The organism is Mucilaginibacter gotjawali, from assembly GCF_002355435.1.
GTDB classification, from domain to species: Bacteria; Bacteroidota; Bacteroidia; order Sphingobacteriales; family Sphingobacteriaceae; genus Mucilaginibacter; species Mucilaginibacter gotjawali.
In genome coordinates this window covers 4,780,587-4,802,487 of the sequence record NZ_AP017313.1, presented here as the reverse complement: position 1 = coordinate 4,802,487, position 21,901 = coordinate 4,780,587, and the positions used below count along the sequence as shown (strand labels likewise).

At 43.0% G+C, this 21,901-nt stretch carries 14 protein-coding genes; all 14 read left to right on the top strand.

Going from position 1 to position 21,901, the window contains the following annotated elements:
- The first annotated feature begins 68 nt into the window (after nt 1-68).
- Nucleotides 69-1,238: an amidohydrolase family protein gene (locus MgSA37_RS21125; RefSeq protein WP_096354770.1), complete on the top strand. Its 1,170-nt coding sequence runs from the start codon at nt 69-71 to the stop codon at nt 1,236-1,238.
- A 120-nt stretch (nt 1,239-1,358) separates the two neighbouring features.
- Nucleotides 1,359-1,637, top strand: coding sequence for an acylphosphatase (locus MgSA37_RS21120; RefSeq protein ID WP_096354769.1), 279 nt, complete (start codon nt 1,359-1,361; stop codon nt 1,635-1,637).
- Nucleotides 1,638-1,672: 35 nt separating this feature from the next.
- A complete protein-coding gene (locus tag MgSA37_RS21115) occupies nt 1,673-3,175 on the top strand; it encodes a lipopolysaccharide biosynthesis protein (protein ID WP_096354767.1) in 1,503 nt (500 codons plus the stop codon).
- Nucleotides 3,172-3,606 (top strand): dUTP diphosphatase, encoded by a 435-nt coding sequence (gene dut, locus MgSA37_RS21110; protein WP_096354766.1) that lies wholly within the window; start codon nt 3,172-3,174, stop codon nt 3,604-3,606. Before MgSA37_RS21115 ends, dut begins: the two co-directional genes overlap by 4 nt.
- Nucleotides 3,607-3,653: 47 nt before the next feature.
- On the top strand, nt 3,654-5,429 hold the full coding sequence (locus tag MgSA37_RS21105; protein ID WP_096354764.1) for a tetratricopeptide repeat protein: 1,776 nt from the start codon (nt 3,654-3,656) through the stop codon (nt 5,427-5,429).
- Between the two features lie 97 nt (nt 5,430-5,526).
- Nucleotides 5,527-6,279: a DUF4292 domain-containing protein gene (locus MgSA37_RS21100; RefSeq protein ID WP_157750667.1), complete on the top strand. Its 753-nt coding sequence runs from the start codon at nt 5,527-5,529 to the stop codon at nt 6,277-6,279.
- Between the two features lie 27 nt (nt 6,280-6,306).
- On the top strand, nt 6,307-7,602 hold the full coding sequence (locus MgSA37_RS21095) for a murein hydrolase activator EnvC family protein (protein WP_096354761.1): 1,296 nt from the start codon (nt 6,307-6,309) through the stop codon (nt 7,600-7,602).
- 106 nt (nt 7,603-7,708) lie between these two features.
- Nucleotides 7,709-8,122 (top strand): Sec-independent protein translocase subunit TatA/TatB, encoded by a 414-nt coding sequence (locus MgSA37_RS21090; protein WP_232010698.1) that lies wholly within the window; start codon nt 7,709-7,711, stop codon nt 8,120-8,122.
- 33 nt (nt 8,123-8,155) lie between these two features.
- A complete protein-coding gene (locus MgSA37_RS21085; RefSeq protein WP_096354758.1) occupies nt 8,156-8,362 on the top strand; it encodes a Sec-independent protein translocase subunit TatA/TatB in 207 nt (68 codons plus the stop codon).
- Between the two features lie 138 nt (nt 8,363-8,500).
- Nucleotides 8,501-9,925 carry an Asp-tRNA(Asn)/Glu-tRNA(Gln) amidotransferase subunit GatA gene (gene gatA / locus MgSA37_RS21080; protein WP_096354756.1) on the top strand — a complete coding sequence of 475 codons (1,425 nt, stop codon included), beginning with the start codon at nt 8,501-8,503 and terminating at the stop codon, nt 9,923-9,925.
- Between the two features lie 66 nt (nt 9,926-9,991).
- Nucleotides 9,992-11,407: a lytic transglycosylase domain-containing protein gene (locus tag MgSA37_RS21075; protein ID WP_096354755.1), complete on the top strand. Its 1,416-nt coding sequence runs from the start codon at nt 9,992-9,994 to the stop codon at nt 11,405-11,407.
- A gap of 178 nt (nt 11,408-11,585) precedes the next feature.
- Complete coding sequence (locus MgSA37_RS21070; RefSeq protein ID WP_096354753.1) at nt 11,586-13,865, top strand: NADP-dependent malic enzyme; 2,280 nt, start codon at nt 11,586-11,588, stop codon at nt 13,863-13,865.
- A gap of 184 nt (nt 13,866-14,049) precedes the next feature.
- Entirely contained in the window at nt 14,050-14,634 is a 585-nt protein-coding gene (ruvA, locus tag MgSA37_RS21065) for a Holliday junction branch migration protein RuvA (RefSeq protein WP_096354752.1), read from the top strand.
- Nucleotides 14,635-14,658: 24 nt separating this feature from the next.
- A complete protein-coding gene (sov, locus tag MgSA37_RS21060) occupies nt 14,659-21,717 on the top strand; it encodes a T9SS outer membrane translocon Sov/SprA (protein ID WP_096354750.1) in 7,059 nt (2,352 codons plus the stop codon).
- The last annotated feature ends 184 nt before the right edge of the window (nt 21,718-21,901 follow it).

Genomic DNA, 21,901 nt, shown 5'->3' with positions numbered 1-21,901 from the left:
TTAAGTTAAAGTATATAAATATACTTAGATGCGTTCAAAAAAAGGTAACGTGAGTTTAAAATAATTGAATGAAAAGTTTTAGAGCCGATTACGTTTTCCCTGTTTATGCCGATCCGATTAAAAATGGAATTATTACCGTTGACGACACCGGTAAAATAGCTTCCATTACTGACCAACATTCTCATCCTCCTGATGTTCCCGTCGAACAGCTTAGTGGTGTTATTTGCCCCGGATTTATTAATGCACACTGCCATGTGGAGCTTTCGCATCTGAAAGGAAAAATTCAGCCGCGCAGCGGGCTGGTTAATTTTATTATGGATGTTCAAAAATTCAGGAATATCGATAAAGGCGAAATCACGGATGCTGCGTTGAAAGCTGACAATGAGATGTACGAAAATGGCATTGTTGCTGTGGGTGATATTTCCAATACTAATAATAGTATCGGGATAAAACAAGCAAGTAAATTGTACTATCATACGTTTGTTGAAACGTTTAGCTTTTTGCCAACAAAGGCCGAAGAATCTTTTAATAAGGCGCTGGAGTTGCTAAAGGAATTTAAGCCTATGCCGTGTTCAATAACGCCGCATGCGCCGTATTCTGTTTCAAAGGAGTTATTTAAACTGATTCGCGACCATAGTGCGTCCGGCCAGAATTTAATCAGTATGCATAACCAGGAGTGCGAGGATGAAAACAAGTTTTACCGGTACAAGCAGGGCAGGTTCCTGGATATGTACGATGCATTTGGGATAGATATCCAGTACTTTAAACCAATGGCCCGCAATTCGGTGCAATCAGTATTGCCGCTATTAACCAATAAACAGGAAATTTTGATGGTGCATAATACCTGCACCAATTTAAAAGATATTTATTTTATTAAACGGTTCGACCGCAAAGTTACCTGGTGTTTTTGCCCAAATGCAAATTTATATATCGAGACCCGGTTGCCAAAAATTGAACTTTTTATCGGGCAGGGATACAATATAACCCTGGGTACCGATAGCCTTGCGTCCAATAACCAGTTGTGTATTTTAAGCGAAATGCGTACCATCCAGCATAAAATGCCTGAGATCAGCACCGCCAGGTTAATTGAATGGGCTACCCTCAACGGTGCCAGGTTTTTAGGGCTAGATGATGAAAAAGGTACGCTTGAACCTGGTAAAACACCCGGCCTGAACCTGATCACCGGTTTGGACGGTTTAAAGATCACCCCGGAAACGAAGGTGAAGCGTTTGCTGTGAAAATTGTTGTAAAGTTGTAATGTTTTTTGAATATTAACTTTGCCGGCATTATAATTTATAATTTTCAAACTGAACTTTTAACATGCCAACCTTTCAACTTTACAACATTCCAATAAAAAAATGAAACACCTCAACATAACAGTAAAAGGGCGGGTACAGGGCGTATCGTACCGGGCGGCTACCAAAGCCGTTGCGGATCAGCTGGGGGTTAAAGGCTTTATCAGGAATGAACCGGGTGGCGACGTTTTTATTGAAGCAGAGGGAGATAAGCTTTCGCTCGAAATGTTTTTGGAGTGGTGCCATGAGGGCCCGGAACATGCAAATGTAAATCTTGTAGAAAGCCATGAAGGCGAATTAAAAAACTATCGTAATTTTGAGATCGTAAAAAAGAGTTTATAATTGTATAAACTTTTACTGAAAATCGCTTTACATCATTGTCAACTGCAAAAAAATTCGCCGGGCAAACGGCCATATACGGCATAAGCACTATTGCCGGCCGCGTATTCAGTTTTTTCCTTACCCCTGTTTATACGGGGGCCTTCGTTCCGGGGGTATATGGGATTTTAACCACCTTATTTAGTTATGCTTCCATTTTAAATGCCGTAATGGCTTTTGGGATGGAAACTACCTTTTTCAGGTACCTTAACAAGTACGAGAATGACCGGAAAAGGGTGTACAATAACGCATTTGCCTCTGTATTTACCATCACCATCCTGTTTTTGCTGCTAACAATGCCTTTTATTGGGCATATTGCAAATTTTATAAATGTAAATAAAGGCACCTCCGCCAGCGATTATAAGATTTATATCGAGTTTTTTATTGGTGTATTAGTGCTCGATGCCTGGTGCGTAATTCCTTTCGCCAGGTTGCGTGCTGAGGGGAAACCCGGCAGGTACAGCCTGATCAAACTTATTAATATCCTTATCTTTATTATTTTAAACCTTATTTTTATCTGGGGTATTCCTTTCTGGATGGCACATCATCTGCCTGGCGCCGGCTTTTTAAGTAGCTGGTATATTAAGGGATGGGTGGGATATGTTTTCTTATCAAACCTGGTATCAAGCGCCGTTACTTTACTATTGCTGACTCCTGAATTTTTAAAGATCAGGTTTGATTTTGATGGTAAAATGCTAATCGAAATGTATGCCTACAGCTGGCCGGTATTGATCGCCAACCTGTCGTTCATCGTAAATGAAAATTTGGATAAAATATTATTGGGGAAGCTTTTACCGGTTAAAGACCTGCAGGATGTGGGGATTTACGGGGCCTGCGCTAAAATTTCGCTCTTCCTGAGCATTTTTATACAGGCATTCAGGCTTGGGGCCGAGCCATTTTTCTTCAGCCATGCCAAAAGCAAAAATTCAGGGCAAACCTATGCCCGTATAATGGATTATTTTGTAATAACCGTGTGCGTAATTTTTGTGGGCCTGGTGGCTAACATCGAAATTTTAAAATACTTTGTTCACGGGCACGATGCACGTCAAACCCATATCTACTGGAGCGGCCTTGGGGTAATTCCGCCGCTGGTTTTTGGTTATGTAAGTTTAGGCATTTACATGAACCTTTCGGTTTGGTATAAACTGTCCGATCAAACTAAATATGGCTTATATATATCAGGGGTGGGAGCCATACTAACCATTGTACTAAACGTTTTATTCATACCAAAATACAGCTATATGGCATCGGCCTGGGCATCGCTTGCCGCGTACGGTAGTATGATGGTGCTTTCATACATCTGGGGGCAAAAAAATTACCCCATCCCTTACGACCTGAAAAAGAACCTGGCCTATATTATTTCGTCAATTCTTATCGTTTACTTGTCGTTCTATGTTTTCAACCGCAATATATTTGTGGGAAATTCGCTTTTATTATTGTTTATTTTAACGGCACTTTATTTTGAGTATAAAAATTTAAAAGCTATATTTATTAAACGATGAACATCAGGATAATTAACAAGTCGAAAAATAGTTTACCGGCTTATGAAACAGCCCATGCCGCAGGGATGGACCTTCGCGCTGATCTTGATGCACCGATACATTTGAAGCCAATGGAACGTAAACTGATCCCTACGGGCTTATACATAGAACTGCCCGAAGGCTTTGAAGCACAGATCCGCCCGCGAAGCGGCCTTGCTTACAAATATGGTATCGGTATCGTTAATTCGCCCGGCACCATTGACGCGGACTACCGCGGCGAAATTAAGGTTTTGCTGGTCAATCTGTCAGACCAGGTTTTTGAAATAAATACCGGCGACAGGATAGCCCAGATGGTGATTGCCAGACACGAAAAAGCCATATGGCAACAGGTGGAAGAGTTAAATGAAACCTCGCGCGGAGCCGGTGGTTATGGCCATACAGGCGTTGCATAACGAGAGAATTGAGTTGAACGAATACAGGAGAAAACGGTAATACAGGGATGAACGACAGGGAAAATAAAAGCGCAAAAAATTCGGGCATATTCGCCCGCGTTCTGCCTGCTGTGTTTATAACAGTTGTTGCGTTGTTCCTGCTTCAAACCAAAGGTGCTGCTCAAACTATCAAGGGCGATAACCAGGGTAAAGTGCTTACCTATGCTGACAGCGTAATGGTAAAAGATCTTTTCTTTAAAGCCCTGCGCGAAAAAACAGTTGAAAACATGGTGACTGCCGCGGAACTTTTCCAGCGGGTGATACAAATTGATGCTGCCAATGACGCCGCCATGTACGAACTGGCCAACTTGAAAAAGTTAAAAAATGATTATAGCGGCGCCCAGGGCCTGCTCGAAAAGGCAGTAACAATTAACCGTGACAATACATGGTATTGGACATCACTTGCAGATTGCTACGAGAAAACCAATAATATTGATAAACTTGAAAATGTTTTTGACGAGCTGATCCGTTTGAATCCCGAAAAAACGGATAGCTATTTTGATAAGGCAAACGTTTACTTTCATCAGCAAAAATATGATGAAGCTTTGCAACTTTATGATAAAATAGAACTGTTATCCGGCCCCACCGACGATTTGCTGGCCGACAGGCAGAAGATCTATTTAAAGCAGGGTAAGGTTGATCTGGCGGCAAAGCAGCTTGAAAAAATGATCAGCGCAAACCCTTCTGAAATAAAATACTATTTGTTCCTTTCCGAATTATACAATGCCAATAATTTCGCCGATAAGGCGCTTAAGGTTTTACAAAATGCAGAAAAAATAAACCCCGGCAGCGGCCTGGTACACCTGGCCATGGCCGATATTTACAGGGATAAAAAGGACTACGAAGCCAGCTATAACCAATTAACTTTAGCTTTTGCTATACCGGATGTGGACATTGAGCAGAAGATAAAAATTGTGATGGGTTATTTGCCAAAATTTCCTGACCCTGACGCCAAAGCAAGCGCACTTGAGTTAAGCCGCATCCTTACCCTAGCACATCCTGATGATTCAAGGGCCTTTGCGATTTACGGTGATATTTTACTTCAAAACGGCAAAGGAAAGGAAGCCCGTTCGGCCTATCAAAAATCCATTTCGCTAAATAACCAGGTTTATGAGGTTCAGGAACAATTGGTGCGGATAGAACTTGCCGACGATGATCTTGACGGTGCTGTTAAGGATGGAGAAAATTCCTTGTCGTTTTTCCCTAACCAGGCCTGGATGAACTACCTGGTTGGCTTGGCCTGGCTCCAAAAAAAAGACTTTAATAAAGCAATCTCCTATATCAAAAATGCTACCTCGCTCGAAATGCAGGATAAAGAACTCCTTACGCAATGTTACTCCTCACTCGGCGATTGTTATCATGGCGTAAAAGATTTTAAAAAATCCGACTTGTCTTATGATAAAGCTTTGGAGTATAATGCTGATAATGTGTTCACTTTAAACAATTATGCCTATTATTTGTCGTTAAGAGGGGAGCAACTGGATAAAGCGGCAGCAATGTCAAAACATTCAAATGACCTGCAGCCAAACAATGCTTCGTTTGAAGATACCTACGCATGGATCTTATTTAAGCAAAAAGATTATACAGGTGCAAAACTTTGGATGGAAAAGGCGCTAGCCGATGATAAAAATCATAGTGCAGTTAAATCCGAACACTACGGTGATATCATGTTTTACCTCGGTAATGTGGATGCCGCCGTCGAAAACTGGAAAAAAGCTAAAGCAAACGGCGATAACTCGCCGGTTTTAGATCAAAAAATCAATGAAAGAAAATACATCGAATAAAATGCCCCGATATCGTCGCTTTAAAACAGGGGCGTATATAAAATTATTCTCCGTTTGTTGCCTGTTACTAATGTTTAGCTGTAAGGCAAAAAAACAATTGGTAGTAAAAAAAGCAGTGGCAATTGATACCGTTGCAAAAACGGTTAGTATAAAAACCTTAAAACTGAATGCTATTAAAGCCTCGCAAACTACTTTTAATACTTTTTCGGGTAAGGCACGTGCGAAGCTGAATATAAATGGCGATAGCAATGATGTTACACTAAACATTCGTATCAAAAGCGATCAAAAGATCTGGATCTCTATTACTGCAATTGCCGGCATTGAGGTTGCACGGGCATTAATAACCCCTGATAGCATATTGCTGATCAATCGCCTTCAAAACGTGTACGTAAAAAAGCCATTTAGCTACATTAATAAATTTGCAGGGAGCCAGGCCACTTACAAAACACTGGAATCGCTGATCATAGGGAATGCGATACCCGAACTGGTGAGTGAAAATTCAGACGTCCGCGAAGAAAATGGCGGTACGGTACTCTCGGGCAATTTTTCGGATTTTGTTTTTAAGGTGATTTTTGGACCCGATTTAAGGCCTAATCAAACTAATTTAAGTAACCAGGGCGCTGGTCAAACACTGCAGGTGGCCAACAGCGCCTTCATCCAGGCGGGAAATAAAGTAATACCTTCTGAAATAGATCTGTCTTCAATGGTGAAAGATAAAAAATACTGGTTAATTTGCATTACGTTAAAGATGACTTTGATCAGCCGCTTGATTTTCCGTTCAGCATTCCGCCGCGGTACAGGCCTGCAGAGTAAACTTACAGAAATGTATATTATCCAGCAGGCAATTTGAGCTGGTTAAAGCAAGCAAAATTTAAGGATGAAATTTTTAAAAGCAGTATTATTTATAGTTTTTGTTTTTGCAGCCCTTGCCGTACATGCCCAAAGCAGTGCCGACTTGAAACGTCAGCGGGATGAATTGACCCGGCAATTGGATCAACTAAACCAGGAATATGATCAAACGGTCAACAACAAAAAAGCAACGCTGAAGCAATTAAACCTGCTGAAAGAGAAAATCAACCTTCGTGAAGAAAAAATAAACAATATCAATTCGGAGATCCGGAACCTTGACAACCAGATTGCCGAAAGCAACTCTTCCGTCCATAATTTGCAGAGCCAGCTAAGCCAGTTAAAAAAAGAGTACGCGGCTATGGTGCTATTCACCTATTATAACCAAAGCTCGTACAATAAACTGATGTTTATTTTTGCCGCAAAAGACTTTAACCAGGCCTACAAACGTTTAAAATATTTACAGCAGATAGGTACTTACCGCGAACGCCAGGCAGGCTACATACAGGAAACCCAGGTTGAATTGCACGTTAAAATCAATGAACTGGATAAAAATAAAAAAGAAAAAAGCACACTGTTGGTTGATCAGCTGAAGGAAAAGGAGTCGCTGGGGAAAGAAAAAGAAACCCAGGTACAGGTGGTGGCTGATTTGTCGAAACACGAGGGGCTTTTAAAACAACAGCAGCAGGATATTCAGCGGAAGATAGCAAAAACCAATAAAGCAATAAATACTGCTATCCGCCGTGAAATTGAAGAAGCAAAGCGCAAGGCTGAGGAAGAAGAGAGAGCAAGGCAGAGAGAGGCAGCAGCCAGGGCTAAAGCTGAAAACAAAGAAGCGCCGGTTGTGAAACCGCGCACCGCTGTAAAAAATTTATCAAACAGCGAGGTGTTAAATGCTACGCCGGAAGCTGCAAGGCTTTCTAACGATTTTTTACAAAACAGGGGCTCCCTGCCATGGCCGGTAAGCACGGGGAGTTTGAAACAGGGTTTTGGAATTTATTACGATAATGAAGGAATAAAAAACGAAAGTTACGGATGGGATATAAAAACAAACCAGGGGGCTTCTGTCAGGGCTGTTTTTAACGGCGAAGTAACCCATATATCTGATGTAAGCGGGACCTACCTGGTAATTATTAAGCATGGTGAGTATTTTACCGCCTACTCCAACCTGCGTTCATATAATGTAAAACAGGGGCAAAAAGTAACCACCAAGCAAGTAATAGGAGTGGTATCAACAGAGTCATCAACAGGCGAAGCGATCGTGAATTTCGCTATTTATAAAGGCCTCGATCCGGTAAACCCTAAAATTTGGCTTGTACCCAATTAAGTTTGGAATTTTTAATATTTTAATTGCCTATATTTGTAACCTCAATTCGTAAATTGTGATGTATAGTTCAGGCCTGTTGTTTATAAGCAATCTTTTTTCTTCAGACATGATAATTATCATGGTTGTTGCTTTATTCCTTTTCGGGGGAGAAAAGCTTCCTGAAATAGCAAGGGGATTAGGGAAAGGGATCCGTGATTTTAAGGATGCTTCGGATGGCATAAAGCGGGAAATTAATAACCAGATATACAATTACGAAGAGAAGCAGGAACAGAAAAAGATCGAAGAAAAAAGCACCGCAGATCAAACTGAAACACAGAATGCACCGGCGGAATCCAGTTCGATTAATTTAATAAAACCGGTTGAAAATACGATACCGGCAAGCGAGGGGTATATTTACACGGGTGAAAGTACCGGAATTAACCACCCGGCTGACGACCATAATAATGTACTTAACGGTAATCATTCTGCGACGCATGATGAGGCTGCTTCAACCGGGAGCGAAACAACAAAGAATTCATAAGAATATTTCATCATAACATAAAAATTATAAATCATGGGACTTTTGGAACCAATGCACGTTATCTTAATCGTCTTTGCTTTATTACTTCTTTTTGGAGGCAGGAAAATTCCTGAACTAATGAAAGGTTTGGGCAAAGGCATGAAAGAATTTAAAGATGCACAAAACGGGGAAAGCAGCAGTGCACCAACCAATACCAATACAAATCCAACAAACAATTCGGACGACAAGCCACGGGTTTAGTGATTAGTTGATTAGAGATTGGAGATTAGTGAGGAAAAAATCTCAGGGATTAGTCTTGTACTATACTTTTTTTAATCTCCAATTGGGAATCTCCATCCTCCAATCTTTAATATCTGAATATTTTTATACTTTAGGCCCATGACTAAATCATATACCTCTTTAAATGAAATAAAGAGTGAGATAGCCAGTGGGGATATTACAGTCGAAAAGCTTGTAAAAGGTTATCTTAATAAAATTGCGGTTAACGCCCGGTTAAATGCTTTCAACGAAGTTTTTGAACAGGAAGCGTTAACATGTGCACAAGAAGTAGATTCGCGTATTAAGCAAGGCATTGCCGGCAAACTGGCCGGTATGGTTATCGCCATAAAAGATAATATTTGCTATAAAGGACATAAGGTTAGCGCCTCCTCAAAAATCCTTGATAATTTTACCTCCGTTTACTCATCCACCATTGTTGAACGACTTTTGGCCGAAGATGCGGTGATTATCGGCCGGTGTAACTGCGATGAGTTTGCCATGGGCGCTTCAAATGAAAATTCGCATTTTGGCCCTGTAAAGAATTTTGCCGACGAAAGCCGCGTACCCGGCGGATCATCCGGTGGTTCAGCTGTTGCGGTGCAAGCCGGCATGTGCCATGCCGCAATTGGTACCGATACAGGTGGTTCAGTAAGGCAACCGGCTTCGTTTTGCGGGCTGGTAGGGCTGAAACCGACCTATGGCCGGGTTTCAAGGCATGGCATTATCGCCTATGCATCGTCTTTCGACCAGGTAGGCCCTATTACCCGTTCCATTGCTGACGCGGCACTTTTGCTTGAAGTGATGGCCGGGCCCGATGAGTACGACAGTACATTGGCCAATAAAGCCGTCCCGTCCTATCTTCCGGATAATAAACCTGTATCAGTAAAAAAAATCGCCTATTTACAGGAGGCTATATCAAGCCCGGGAGTTGACAGCGAAGTAAAAAGCAACCTGGTACAATATATTGATAAACTGCGCAATGCGGGCCATATAGTTAAGCCTATTGCTTTTGAGTTACTTGATTTCCTGGTCCCTGCCTATTATATTTTAGCAATGGCCGAGGCATCCTCAAACCTTTCACGGTACGATGGTGTTCATATCGGGTACCGCAGCCCGGCGGCAGTTGACCTGCTATCTACCTACAAAAGCTCCCGTTCCGAAGGTTTTGGCAAAGAAGTAAAACGGCGCATCATGCTGGGCACATTTGTATTAAGTGCCGGTTATTACGATGCCTATTTTGCAAAGGCTCAAAAAGTGCGGCGGATGATAAGGGAAAAAACAGAAGCTATTTTAAAGGAATATGATTTTATATTGGTGCCTACTGCACCCGAACCTGCATTTCCCATCGGCAGGATGGAGAAGGATCCTGTTGTAACTTACCTGGCAGATATTTTCACTGTTCAGGCATCCTTATCGGGTGTGCCCGCAATTTCTTTACCTACAGGCAATAATAGTAAAGGTTTGCCGTTAGGGTTACAATTGCTTGCGCCTCATTTTGAAGAAAAGGAATTGTTGAATTTTTCCGAATATTTCCTTGGGCTTTAAAAAAATTAATAAATTAGTAAAATATTAATTTAAGAAAGTAATTCCCCTGGTTATAAACTTTATAGGATGAAGAGAATATTTACTTTAATTTTCTGCTTGTTATTTTTGCAAGTAGTTAAAGCAGCCTCTTTTTCAGCAGCGTTTGCTGCTGATTTTTCTTCCAAAAACATTCACCTGCTTAAAATTCCTTATAATTATAACCCTGGTGATGACCGTGATACCGTTATTTTACCCATCGTAAATCAGCCCGCGCCTTTAACCGGCGAATACAATATTTTCAAAAAACGCCTTGATTCCCTTAAAAGGGATGTTCCGCTGGATTATAACGAATATGTGCAAAGCTATATTGAAATATACGCTCGTAACCGCGAAGAAATGGGGCGTGTACTCGGTTTAACCAAATATTACTTCCCTATTTACGAAAAAGCATTTAAAGATGCCGGGATCCCGGATGAACTGAAATATTTATCCATTGTTGAATCAAAGCTCGACCCTTATGCTGTTTCAAGGGTTGGTGCTACCGGCCCCTGGCAGTTTATGTTTACTACGGCAAGGCTTTATGGCTTAAATATGGATGATTACGTAGACGACCGGCGCGACCCGATACAGGCCACCTACGCTGCTGCCGCATATTTAAAGGACGCTTACCAGGAATTTGGCGACTGGCTGTTGGCCATTGCATCATATAATTGCGGTAAAAGTAACGTTGAACATGCGATAGATAAAGCCGGTGCTGCCGATTTTTGGTCGATTCGCCAGTATTTACCTGCCGAAACAAGGGGATATGTGCCGGCATTTATAGCCGTTACTTATTTGATGAATTGTTATGCGCACCACAATATTATCCCGCAGGCTTGCGACTATGCCTTAAAAACCGATACCGTGTTGGTAAACAAATATGTTTCCCTTGGCGATGTGGCCCAGGTACTGAATATTGACGTAAGAGCATTGGCCATGCTGAATCCTTCATATAAAAGGCAGATTATAAACGGGACAGCTGCGTTACCACGCAGAATGGTGATCCCGCAGGTGGATAAAAGTAAGTTTGGCGTATTGTATGATGCGTTAAACAATTCAAATTTACAAGTTACTGCACCGGTTGTTATGCATGCTGCCTATGCAGAAAAGAAAACAGACAGCCATCCGCTTTACCATAAAGTAAGAAGAGGGGAGACGCTTAGCGATATTGCCGATCTCTACGGAATTGAAGTGCAGGACCTGAAAGCCTGGAATCACCTGCACGGAAAAAAAGCCATAGTAGGGCAAAAACTTAAGCTCAGAGAAACTGCAGACGAGCCTGATCAGGAAGCAACACCAAAACATAGCCATAATTATATTACATACATAGTAAAGAGAGGTGATACACTTAGCGGGATAGCGTCCAAATTTGACGGGGCTTCTGTTGAAAAGATAAAATCGTTAAATGGTTTGAAAAAGGGCCAGCTTCAACCAGGCATGACCATAAAGATCAGTAAGGGATAATTAAACACAGTGATCGCCGGTAAATAATCGGCGTTTCTTTATTGTTCCCTATTCAATTGGTTCTCATTGCTTTGGCCGGTTAATCTAAAAGCATTCCCCTTCATCTTCAATATTTCTGTTACAAATATCCCCCTTTCGGAAAAAAAGAATCGTAATTTTGTCACTTGAAACTGAGAAGATGAATAAACCTAACCGGAACCAGGACGCCTTAAATTACCATTCAAAAGGCCGACCCGGAAAGATACAGGTTGTGCCGACAAAGCCTACCAATTCGCAGCGGGACCTCAGCATGGCCTATTCGCCCGGAGTTGCCGAACCATGCTTACGCATTGCCGATAATGTTGATGAAGTTTATAAATACACCGCAAAGGGCAACCTTGTGGGCGTAATCAGCAATGGTACCGCTGTGCTTGGCCTGGGTAATATAGGCCCCGAAGCCAGTAAACCCGTAATGGAGGGTAAAGGGTTATTGTTTAAAATTTATGCCGATATAGATGTTTTTGACCTTGAAGTTAACGCGAAAACCGTTGATGAATTTGTAAATATTGTGAAGGCGCTTGAGCCCACTTTCGGCGGTATCAACCTCGAAGATATTTCTGCCCCAACCTGCTTTGAGATTGAGCGCAGGTTAAAAGCCGAAATGAAGATTCCGGTAATGCATGATGACCAGCATGGAACAGCCATTATATCAGGTGCAGCGTTGCTCAATGCCTGCGAAATACAGGGGAAAAAGCTCGATAAAATAAAAATGGTGGTTAACGGCGCGGGTGCCGCTGCCGTATCCTGCTCAAAAATGTACTTAGCGCTGGGCGTTAAAAAAGAAAACCTGGTAATGTTTGACATTAACGGCGTGATTACGCCCGACCGGACAGATCTTGATGAAATAAGGCTTGCATTTGCCACTACGCGCAATGACGTAAAAACGCTGACAGATGCAATGAAAAATGCTGACGTTTTTGTTGGGCTTTCGGCTGGAAATGTGGTTAGTGCAGAAATGCTTAAAGTGATGGCCAAAAACCCGGTTGTATTTGCCATGGCCAACCCGGACCCTGAGATAAGCTACGACCTGGCCATCCAAACCCGGAAAGATATCATTATGGCTACCGGCAGATCGGATTTTCCAAACCAGGTAAATAATGTTTTGGGTTTCCCTTATATTTTCAGGGGGGCGCTTGATGTGCGCGCTACGGCCATTAATGAAGAAATGAAGATTGCTGCGGTAAAGGCAATCGCCGAAATGGCTAAGAAACCCATTCCTGAAGCGGTTAACCTTGCCTATAACACCACAAACCTGAAGTTTGGCCGCGATTATATCATCCCCAAACCAATGGATCCGCGGTTAATTACCGAAGTTTCCTCAGCGGTGGCATTGGCCGCAATTGAATCGGGTGTGGCGCGTAAAATTATTACCGATTGGGAAGCCTATAATGAAGAACTAAGGCTGAGAATTGGTATTGATGATAAATTATTACGCAACTTAACTTATAAAGCGCGACAAGATCCGAAACGGATAGTGTTTGCCGAAGCTGATACTTATAAAATTTTAAGGGCAGCCCAGATTGTAAAGGAAGAAGGTATTGCTACACCAATATTGCTGGGGAACATTAAAAGGATCAGGCAGATAATGCGGGATTACGAAATTGACCTGGGCGATGTGAAAATTATTGATACCAAGGATCAATGCGACCGGATTGAGGAATATGCTGACTACCTGTACCGAACCCGGCAGCGAAGAGGAATAACGCTGACAGAATCGCGGAAGCTGTTACGCGACCGAAATTATTACGGTGCCTGTATGGTTCAGTTTGGCGAGGCCGATGCGCTTATTTCGGGTTTAACAAAAGATTATGCTACTACCATAAGGCCCGCTTTGCAAATTATCGGTACTATACCCGGGGTAAGGCGTGTTGCGGGGATGTACATGATGATCACCAAAAAAGGACCGGTGTTTTTTGGCGATACTACGGTTAACGTAAACCCGTCTACACAGGACCTGGTGGATATTACGGTACTGATTGAACATTCTGTAAGGCAGTTTAATGTGAACCCACGGGTGGCCATTTTATCCTATTCAAACTTTGGATCGAACGATGGCCCCATACCCGAAAAAACAAGGGAAGCGGTAAGTATTTTGCATGAGAAATACCCTGAGATGATAGTTGATGGCGATATGCAGGCCAACTTCGCTTTAAATGCCGACCTGCTTGCTGATAATTTTCCTTTCAGCACGCTGAAAGGCCGCCCGGCAAATACACTGATATTTCCCAACCTGGAGTCGGGCAACATTGCCTATAAATTATTGCAGGAAATGGGTGGCGCAGAAGCTGTTGGGCCAATATTGCTTGGGCTGAAAAAACCTGTGCATGTACTGCAGCTGGGCAGCTCGGTAAGGGAGATCGTAAATATGATAACCATAGCCGTTGTTGACGCGCAGGAAAAAGAGAAGGAAAATATTTAAAAACACGCAAAAAACGAACGTTAAAATATTAATTTAGCGCATTGATAAATTTAATATTTTAACGTTTTAAGCCTGATACGCAGTAAATAGTTATTGCTGATACAGTGATACAAAAAGATACGGTTATTAAAAACCTTTAACCTTTTACATTTCGCCTTTTACCTGGATTATTGAAAAACAACATATGTACGCCTATATTGATGGAAAATTAGTTTTTAAAAGCCCGGCCTTTGTTGTTATTGATGCCGGAGGGGTTGGTTATCATATCAATATTTCATTAAATACATTTTCGCGGCTGGGCGCATCAGAACGCTGCAAGCTGTATACCTGGCTTCATGTAAAAGAGGATGCCCATACTTTATATGGCTTTGCCGATGAAGGCGAACGCCGCCTTTTTTTGCACCTTATTTCAATTTCGGGCATCGGGCCAAATACCGGCCGGATGATGCTTTCATCCATTACGCCGGAGGAAATTCAAAACGCTATTATTTCTGGTAATGTATCATTGATCCAAAGGATCAAGGGCATTGGTCCCAAGTCGGCACAACGCATCATACTTGAGCTCCAGGATAAACTCCGCAAAGAGGGGCCGGATACTTTAAGCACCGTGCCACTGAACAAAACGGTAAGAGAAGAGGCCCTGTCAGCATTGGTGATGCTGGGATTTGCGCGGCAGGCTGCCGAGAAGGTACTTGACCAGGAAATAAATAAAAATAATGGCGACTTAACCGTCGAACAATTAATAAAATTTGCTTTAAAAAGTTTATAATTACGTACTATTTTACGCTGAAACTTGATAAGAATTTTTACCCCAAAATTTTTTACCATTATATTAATTTCTGCACTATGCGGGGCAGGGCAGGCGTTTGCACAAAAAGCAGGCACGGGGACTAAGAAAGATTCTGTTATTGTAACGGTCCCGGTAACGCTTCCTGAATCGAATAACCAAAGGTCATTGAAAGGTTACTTTGATGCTGATCCGCCAAACCTGGTGCGCACTATTGAATATGATGCGGTTACCAACCGCTATATTTTATACCAGCGGGTGGGTAACCTTTTGTACCGGCCTCCGCAATATCTTACTTTTGCTGAATACCTATCCTTATTGGAACGTGAAAACGAACGGAAATATTTCAAACAACTTTCAGATACCTATGCGTACCAATCGCAACAGCCTGGTTTTATACCGACCATAAAAATCCACAGCCAATCGTTCGAACGGATATTCGGCGGTTCAAACATTAATTTCAGGCCGCAGGGTTCTGCCGAAGCTATTTTATCCGGCCAGATCAATAAAAACGATAACCCGCTGTTCAATACCATCCAGCGCAGCCAGTTTAATTTTAATATGGACCAAAAGATCCAGTTAAATGTAACGGGAACTATTGGCGATAAACTGAAAATAACCACCAATTATAATACCGATGCCCAGTTTCAATTTGAGAACCAGATCAAGCTGGAGTATACCGGCCATCCGGACGAGATCATCCAGAAAATTGAATTAGGTACAGTTAGCATGCCCCTGCCAACTACCCTGATTACCGGCAGCCAGGCTTTGTTCGGGTTAAAAACTAAATTAAAATTCGGCAAACTGCAGGTAACCAACATTTTTACACAGCAGCGTTCGCAGGCGCAAACTATTACCATTACCAATGGTTCGCAACAGGGCTCATTTAAACTATCCTCCGCGGATTATGATGCCAACAGGCACTTCTTTTTGTCGCAGTTTTTCAGGAATAATTACAATTCAGCGTTAGCAAATATTCCAATCATCAGCTCAAATATCAATATTACAAAAATTGAAGTTTGGGTAACCAACAGGGTTAACAGCACCACAAATTCGCGTGACGTACTGGCATTTTTAGACCTGGGCGAAAACAAGCCGTACAATACAACTTTGGTACGCGGCGGTGCAGGCTTTTCGGGCATGCCGGCCGGTACAACTTCACCCGGTTTTCCCCAGCAATCAAACTCCTTGCTTCGCAATTTACCGGCAAGCGCACGGTTAACCTATGATCCCCAAAACAGCATATCTACTTATTTTGCCAGTTCGGGTGCGTCAGATAACTATGCCAAATTAACCTATGCACGGCAGTTAACCACAAAAGAATATACCCTGCATCCCCAATTGGGTTATATTACCTTAACTGCGCCATTAAATAACGATGAGGTACTTGGCGTAGCCTATCAATATACTTATAACGGTGTGCAGTACCAGGTGGGTGAATTTTCAAGCGACCAGCCGGTGAACCCAACTACCCGCAAAGTATTGTATGTGAAATTATTAAAGAACGAATTGTTAAAGACCGCGTTGCCGACCTGGAATTTAATGATGAAGAATATTTATTCATTAAACGCACTGCAAATCAGCCCGCAGAATTTTAAAATGAAAGTGTCGAGGCTGGATGATAAATCAGGGATCCAGAAGGAAGTTATGGAGGAGGGGCAGAATATGAAAAGCAAGCTCTGGATCCAAAACCTGGGCCTTGATAATCTCGATGCGCAGCAAAACAAACAGCCTGATGGCTATTTTGACTACCTGGAAGGTGTTACTATTGATTCAAACAACGGGATTCTGATCTTTCCCACCGTTGAGCCTTTTGGGGCCGACCTTGCAAAGCAGTTTTTACCCGGCGAACAAAACCTGGTTAACCGCTATGTGTACCAGCCGCTCTATGATTCAACGCAAACAACTGCCCGGCAATTGTTCCCTAATTTAAACAGGTACACTATTTCCGGTACCTATTCGGCAACAAGCGGGTCGTCGTACCAGTTAAACGCTGTGAATATTCCGCAGGGCTCAGTAGTCGTAAATGCCGGGGCAACCACGATGGTTGAAGGTACCGACTACACCATTGATTATAACGCCGGCCGCATCACCATATTAAACCAGTCGCTGCTTGCATCGGGCCAGCCCATTACGGTTAAAGTTGAGAATAATGAACTCTTCGGCGTGCAGCAAAAATCACTTTTTGGCACCAGGTTAGATTATAAGGTGGATGATAAATTAAGCCTTGGGGCCACCTTAATGCATTTAACTGAACAGCCCATAACCCAAAATGAAGTAATAGGCCAGGAGTCGATCTCGAACACCATGGTTGGTTTTGATGCCAACTATAGTTCGCCATCAAGGTTTCTTACCAGGCTGGTTGACAAAATACCGTTCGTTCATACAAAAGTCCCTTCTTCATTTAGCTTTAACGGCGAGTTTGCCAAATTGATCCCTGGAAGTCCTTCTGCCCTTAATTTCGCCGGCTCAAAAAACGGAACGGCCTACCTGGACGATTTTGAAAACAGTCAGTCGGTTATTGATGTTAGCGCAGCCAATACCTGGCAAATTTCAGGCGTGCCTTTTGACCTTAAGAAATTTCCGGAATATACCCACTTTAACGACCTGAGCTATGGTTACAACCGTGCGCGCCTCGCGTTTTATAATATCGACCCAATATTTTATACTAGCACAACCATACCTGTCAGCAGGAACGAGTTATCTAATAATTATGTAAGGCAGGTGCTTCAAACAGAAGTATTCCCCTTTAAACAATCGCCTACCGGGCAGCCTTTGCCTTTGGCCACATTAGACCTTGCATTTTACCCCATGGTGCGCGGGCCGTACAATTTTACCACTACAGGCCTTAATCCGGATGGAACGCTGCAAAACCCGACATCAAGATGGGGTGGTATCTTCAGGGGGATAAATTCAAGTGATTTCCAGGACCTGAACGTTCAGTATATTGAATTCTGGCTGCTTGACCCGTTTATAAACAAGCCCAACTCAACCGGTGGCGACGTGTATTTTAACCTGGGTAATATGTCAGAAGATATATTGAAAGACGGGCAAAAAGGGCAGGAAAACGGCTTGCCGGCCGATGGAAGCACGATCAATACTGCCGAAACGGTTTGGGGAAGGGTGCCAACCATTCAGCCGGTAGTAAACTCATTTGACAGCAATCCGGCTGCCCGTGCTTTACAGGATGTGGGTTTGGACGGGATTGGAGATGCCGCTGAAAAAGTAAAATTTGCGAATGTTGTACAACAGGTTAAGGGCGAGGTAACAGGGCAGGCCGCAACTGATTTTGCCAATGACCCGGCATCGGACGATTACCAATATTACCAGGGCCCCCAACTTGACAGGGCAGGTGCAGGTATCCTGGCGCGTTACAGCAAATACAACGGTACCGAAGGCAACTCGCCAACGGCACAGCAATCGCAGGCGCTGCTCGGCCTGCAAACCTCTGCAGCCACAGCCATCCCGGATGGTGAGGATGTGAACCACGATAACAATATGGACCAGGACGACGAGTACTTTGAGTACAAGGTGCACCTTAGTCCGCAGGCGCTGGTGGTGGGCCAGGGTTATGTTACTGATAAAGTTACCTCGCAGGTTAAATTGCCAAACGGAACAACTACCACTGTTAACTGGTACCAGTTTAGGGTGCCCATCAATTCGTACCAGAGCGCCATCGGCGGGATCCAGGATTTTAAATCCATCCGGTACATGCGTACCTACCTTACCAATTTTGCCGACACTGCCATACTGCGGTTTGCGACCATGCAACTGGTTCGCGGCGAATGGCGTGCGTTTAACCTTGAAAATAATCCGTCAAATGTAATTTCGGATGTCGCCAATGCGCCCCTTGATAATTCGAACATTGACGTGGAAACGGTAAACATTGAAGAGAATGGTGCGCAGTCGCCCATCCCGTACGTAGTGCCGCCGGGCATAACCCGCCAGATAGATTATAGTAATTTACAGGCAAACACGAGGCTGAATGAGCAATCGTTATCCGTAAAGATCACTAACCTGAGCGATGGCTATTCAAGAGCTGCCTTTAAGTTATTTAACAATGACCTGCGCCAGTACAAACAATTGCAAATGTTTATACATGCTGAAGCATTAACCACATCAACCTTAAAAAATAACGATTTGAATGCCTTCATCAGGCTTGGCGCTGATTATATAAACAACTATTACGAATATGAAATACCGCTGCAGGTAACCCAGCCCGGCACTTCAGACCCGAATGCCATATGGCCCGCGGCAAATGAGCTTGACCTTACGCTTACAAAATTAACAAACGCCAAACTTGCCCGAAATAATGCCAGGTACCACGGGCAGCCCTGGCCGCTTACTTTACCGTTTAAAGTTTCGGACGGCCGCGATACCATAACCATAGTGGGCGAACCTGACCTTGGCCTGGTAACCACCATTATGCTTGGGGTACGTAATCCGGTAAAAACTTCGTCAACAACCAGCACGGATGACGGCATGGCTAAATCAGGAACCATATGGTTTGATGAGATGCGCGCGACAAATTTTAACGAAAAAGGAGGATGGGCAGCTATTGGTAAGGTAAATGCCAAATTAGCTGATTTTGCCGATATAACCGTGTCGGGTAATAAAACTACCGCAGGGTTTGGTACCCTGGATTCGCGTATGGAAGACCGGAGCCTTAATGATATAACAGGTTACAACATTGCGGCGAATGTTGAACTCGGGAAATTCTTCCCTGACAAAAGCGGGGTGCACATACCGGCCTATGTGAATGTTTCTACACAGGTAAGTACGCCGGAGTACGATCCCGCGTCGCCCGATATTTTGTTAAAACAATCATTAAACGCTGCGCAAACAAGCCAGAAACGCGACTCCATACAAAATGCTGCTGAAGACTATACCATGCGCAAGAGTATCAACTTTACCAATATCCATAAATCGAAAGTAGATTCAAAAGCCCCGTCGCGTGTGTGGGACCTTGAAAATTTTAATGCTACTTTTGCTTACAGCGAATATGACCACCACGATTTTTCAACCCTGAACGACCTGGAAAAAACGTATAAGATTGCGCTGGCTTATAACTTTACCGATCAGCCCAAATATTTTTCACCATTTGCCAAGATCATTAAAAAGAATTCGCTGGCCTTGTTGCGCGATATAAATTTGAGCTTATGGCCATCGAGGTTAAACTTTAGCATCAGTTTTGATCGCTTTTATTCGCAGAATACCCCGCGGAACAATGACCCGGAAGAAACCGTGCCGATACCAACCACCTTTAACAAAACATTTACTGTTACCAGGATTTACGGCCTTGGATGGAACATTACCAAGTCATTGTCGATGGATATTGATGCAACAAATCTTGCCACTGTTGATGAACCATATGGTACATTAAATGGATTAAAGATGGATACCCTATGGCATAACATTTTGAACCTTGGCCGTACAACCAATTACAACCACAGTATCACCTTTAACTATACGCCTCCCATAAACAAGATTCCCGGGATGGACTGGGTAGGGGTAACTACACGCTATCAAACCACTTTCCATTGGCAGGGGCAACCTTTATTTGCCATTGATAACCCGCAATTTGATGTGGGCAACAGTATTGACAATACGCGCAGCATCCAAATTAACCCCACCCTGAATTTTGATATGCTGTATAACAAGTTCGGGTTTGTAAAAAAATCAAAAAGCAAGGATAATACAGATAACCTGAACAAGCTTTTGGTTGGCCTGGTAACCAGTATTAAAAATGTGAGCGCCACTTTTACCAGGACCGATGGTACCTTTATACCTGGCTACCTGCCGCAATCGAACTTTTTAGGTGAGGACATGAATTACGGCGCACCCGGTATCGGCTTTTTACTGGGCGGGCAGGGCGACCTGCGAGCAACGGCCCTTTCGCACGGCTGGATAAGTACCGACACTTTGCAAAATCAACTTTACGTAACTACGTTTAACCAGGCGCTTAATTTTAAAAGTACCATTGAACCTTTTAAAGATCTGCGTATAGAATTAAGCGCTTTCAAAACGCAGGACCATACCTATCAAACCAATTTTAAATCGATTGACGGATCGAACCTGATACAGAGTTACAACCCGGTTACTACAGGCGACTACAGTATTTCTTATATGACCATCGGTACCGCCTTCAAAAAAATCAGCGGGGTGAATAATACCTCGCCAACTTTCCAGCAATTTGAGAACAACCGTACCGTAATATCGCAAAGATTAGGCGCCACAAACCCAAATTCAACGGGGGCGCCAACCAATGGCTATGCTGATGGGTATAGTGCCAATTCAGAAAATGTGCTGGTGCCTGCATTCCTTGCCGCATATACAGGTAAAAATGCAGGCGGCGTCAATCTAAGCCCTTTCCCGGCAATCCCGATACCAAACTGGCAGGTAACCTATAATGGTTTAAGCCATATCCCGTTCTTTGCTGAAATGTTCGAATCATTTGATATCACCCACGGCTACCGGTCTTCATATAACGTTAGCGGCTACAGTACGCTTTTGCAATACCAGGCAACCAACGGAGCAGTAAGTTCAAGAGACGCCAATAACGATTTTTTACCGCTGTACCAGTTTTCAACAGTTACTATATTTGAGCAATTTGTGCCGTTGCTGGGGTTAAACGCAAGGTTTAAAAACAGTATGACGGCAAACGTTGAATACCGCCAGAGCCGTTCATTAAGTCTAAGTGTTTTAAACAGCCAGCTGGCTGAGGAAGACCAGCATGTACTGGTTTTAGGATGGGGTTACCATGATAAAGATTTCCATTTTCCGTTTGGCCTGTTTAGCAGCCGGGCAAAAAATGATGTTAACTTTAAGATCGATTTTTCGCTCCAAAGTACAAAAGACCTGATTTACCAGGCGGACGTACAACAGGCGCAGGTATCGTCGGGCGCTGAAAATATTACTGTAAGGCCATCAATTGATTATGTGATCAACCAGCATTTTAACCTTAATTTGTTTTACGACTCAAACATCACCCGGCCATATACTTCGCAGACATTTAATACGGCCTTTACCACTTTTGGTATTAACCTGAAGTTGTTGCTGCAATAGTCATTGGGTCATTGGGTCAGGTCGGGGAAATTAACGGCAATTTCCGCTATGTAATAAACCGTTGGTCGATTAAAAATAAAAGCCCGATTGAAGAACTTTCAGCCGGGCTTTTATTATTTCTTTTTATGTGACTTAGGTTGTTTTGCCGAAACGTCAGTCGCTGCTTCTTTCGGACTTCCGGACT

Coding starts and splice junctions, on each gene's coding strand:
- MgSA37_RS21125 (WP_096354770.1), top strand. CDS start 69: ATGAAAAGTTTTAGAGCCGATTACGTTTTCCCTGTTTATGCCGATCCG.
- MgSA37_RS21120 (WP_096354769.1), top strand. CDS start 1,359: ATGAAACACCTCAACATAACAGTAAAAGGGCGGGTACAGGGCGTATCG.
- dut (WP_096354766.1), top strand. CDS start 3,172: ATGAACATCAGGATAATTAACAAGTCGAAAAATAGTTTACCGGCTTAT.
- MgSA37_RS21105 (WP_096354764.1), top strand. CDS start 3,654: ATGAACGACAGGGAAAATAAAAGCGCAAAAAATTCGGGCATATTCGCC.
- MgSA37_RS21095 (WP_096354761.1), top strand. CDS start 6,307: ATGAAATTTTTAAAAGCAGTATTATTTATAGTTTTTGTTTTTGCAGCC.
- MgSA37_RS21090 (WP_232010698.1), top strand. CDS start 7,709: ATGATAATTATCATGGTTGTTGCTTTATTCCTTTTCGGGGGAGAAAAG.
- MgSA37_RS21085 (WP_096354758.1), top strand. CDS start 8,156: ATGGGACTTTTGGAACCAATGCACGTTATCTTAATCGTCTTTGCTTTA.
- gatA (WP_096354756.1), top strand. CDS start 8,501: ATGACTAAATCATATACCTCTTTAAATGAAATAAAGAGTGAGATAGCC.
- MgSA37_RS21075 (WP_096354755.1), top strand. CDS start 9,992: ATGAAGAGAATATTTACTTTAATTTTCTGCTTGTTATTTTTGCAAGTA.
- MgSA37_RS21070 (WP_096354753.1), top strand. CDS start 11,586: ATGAATAAACCTAACCGGAACCAGGACGCCTTAAATTACCATTCAAAA.
- ruvA (WP_096354752.1), top strand. CDS start 14,050: ATGTACGCCTATATTGATGGAAAATTAGTTTTTAAAAGCCCGGCCTTT.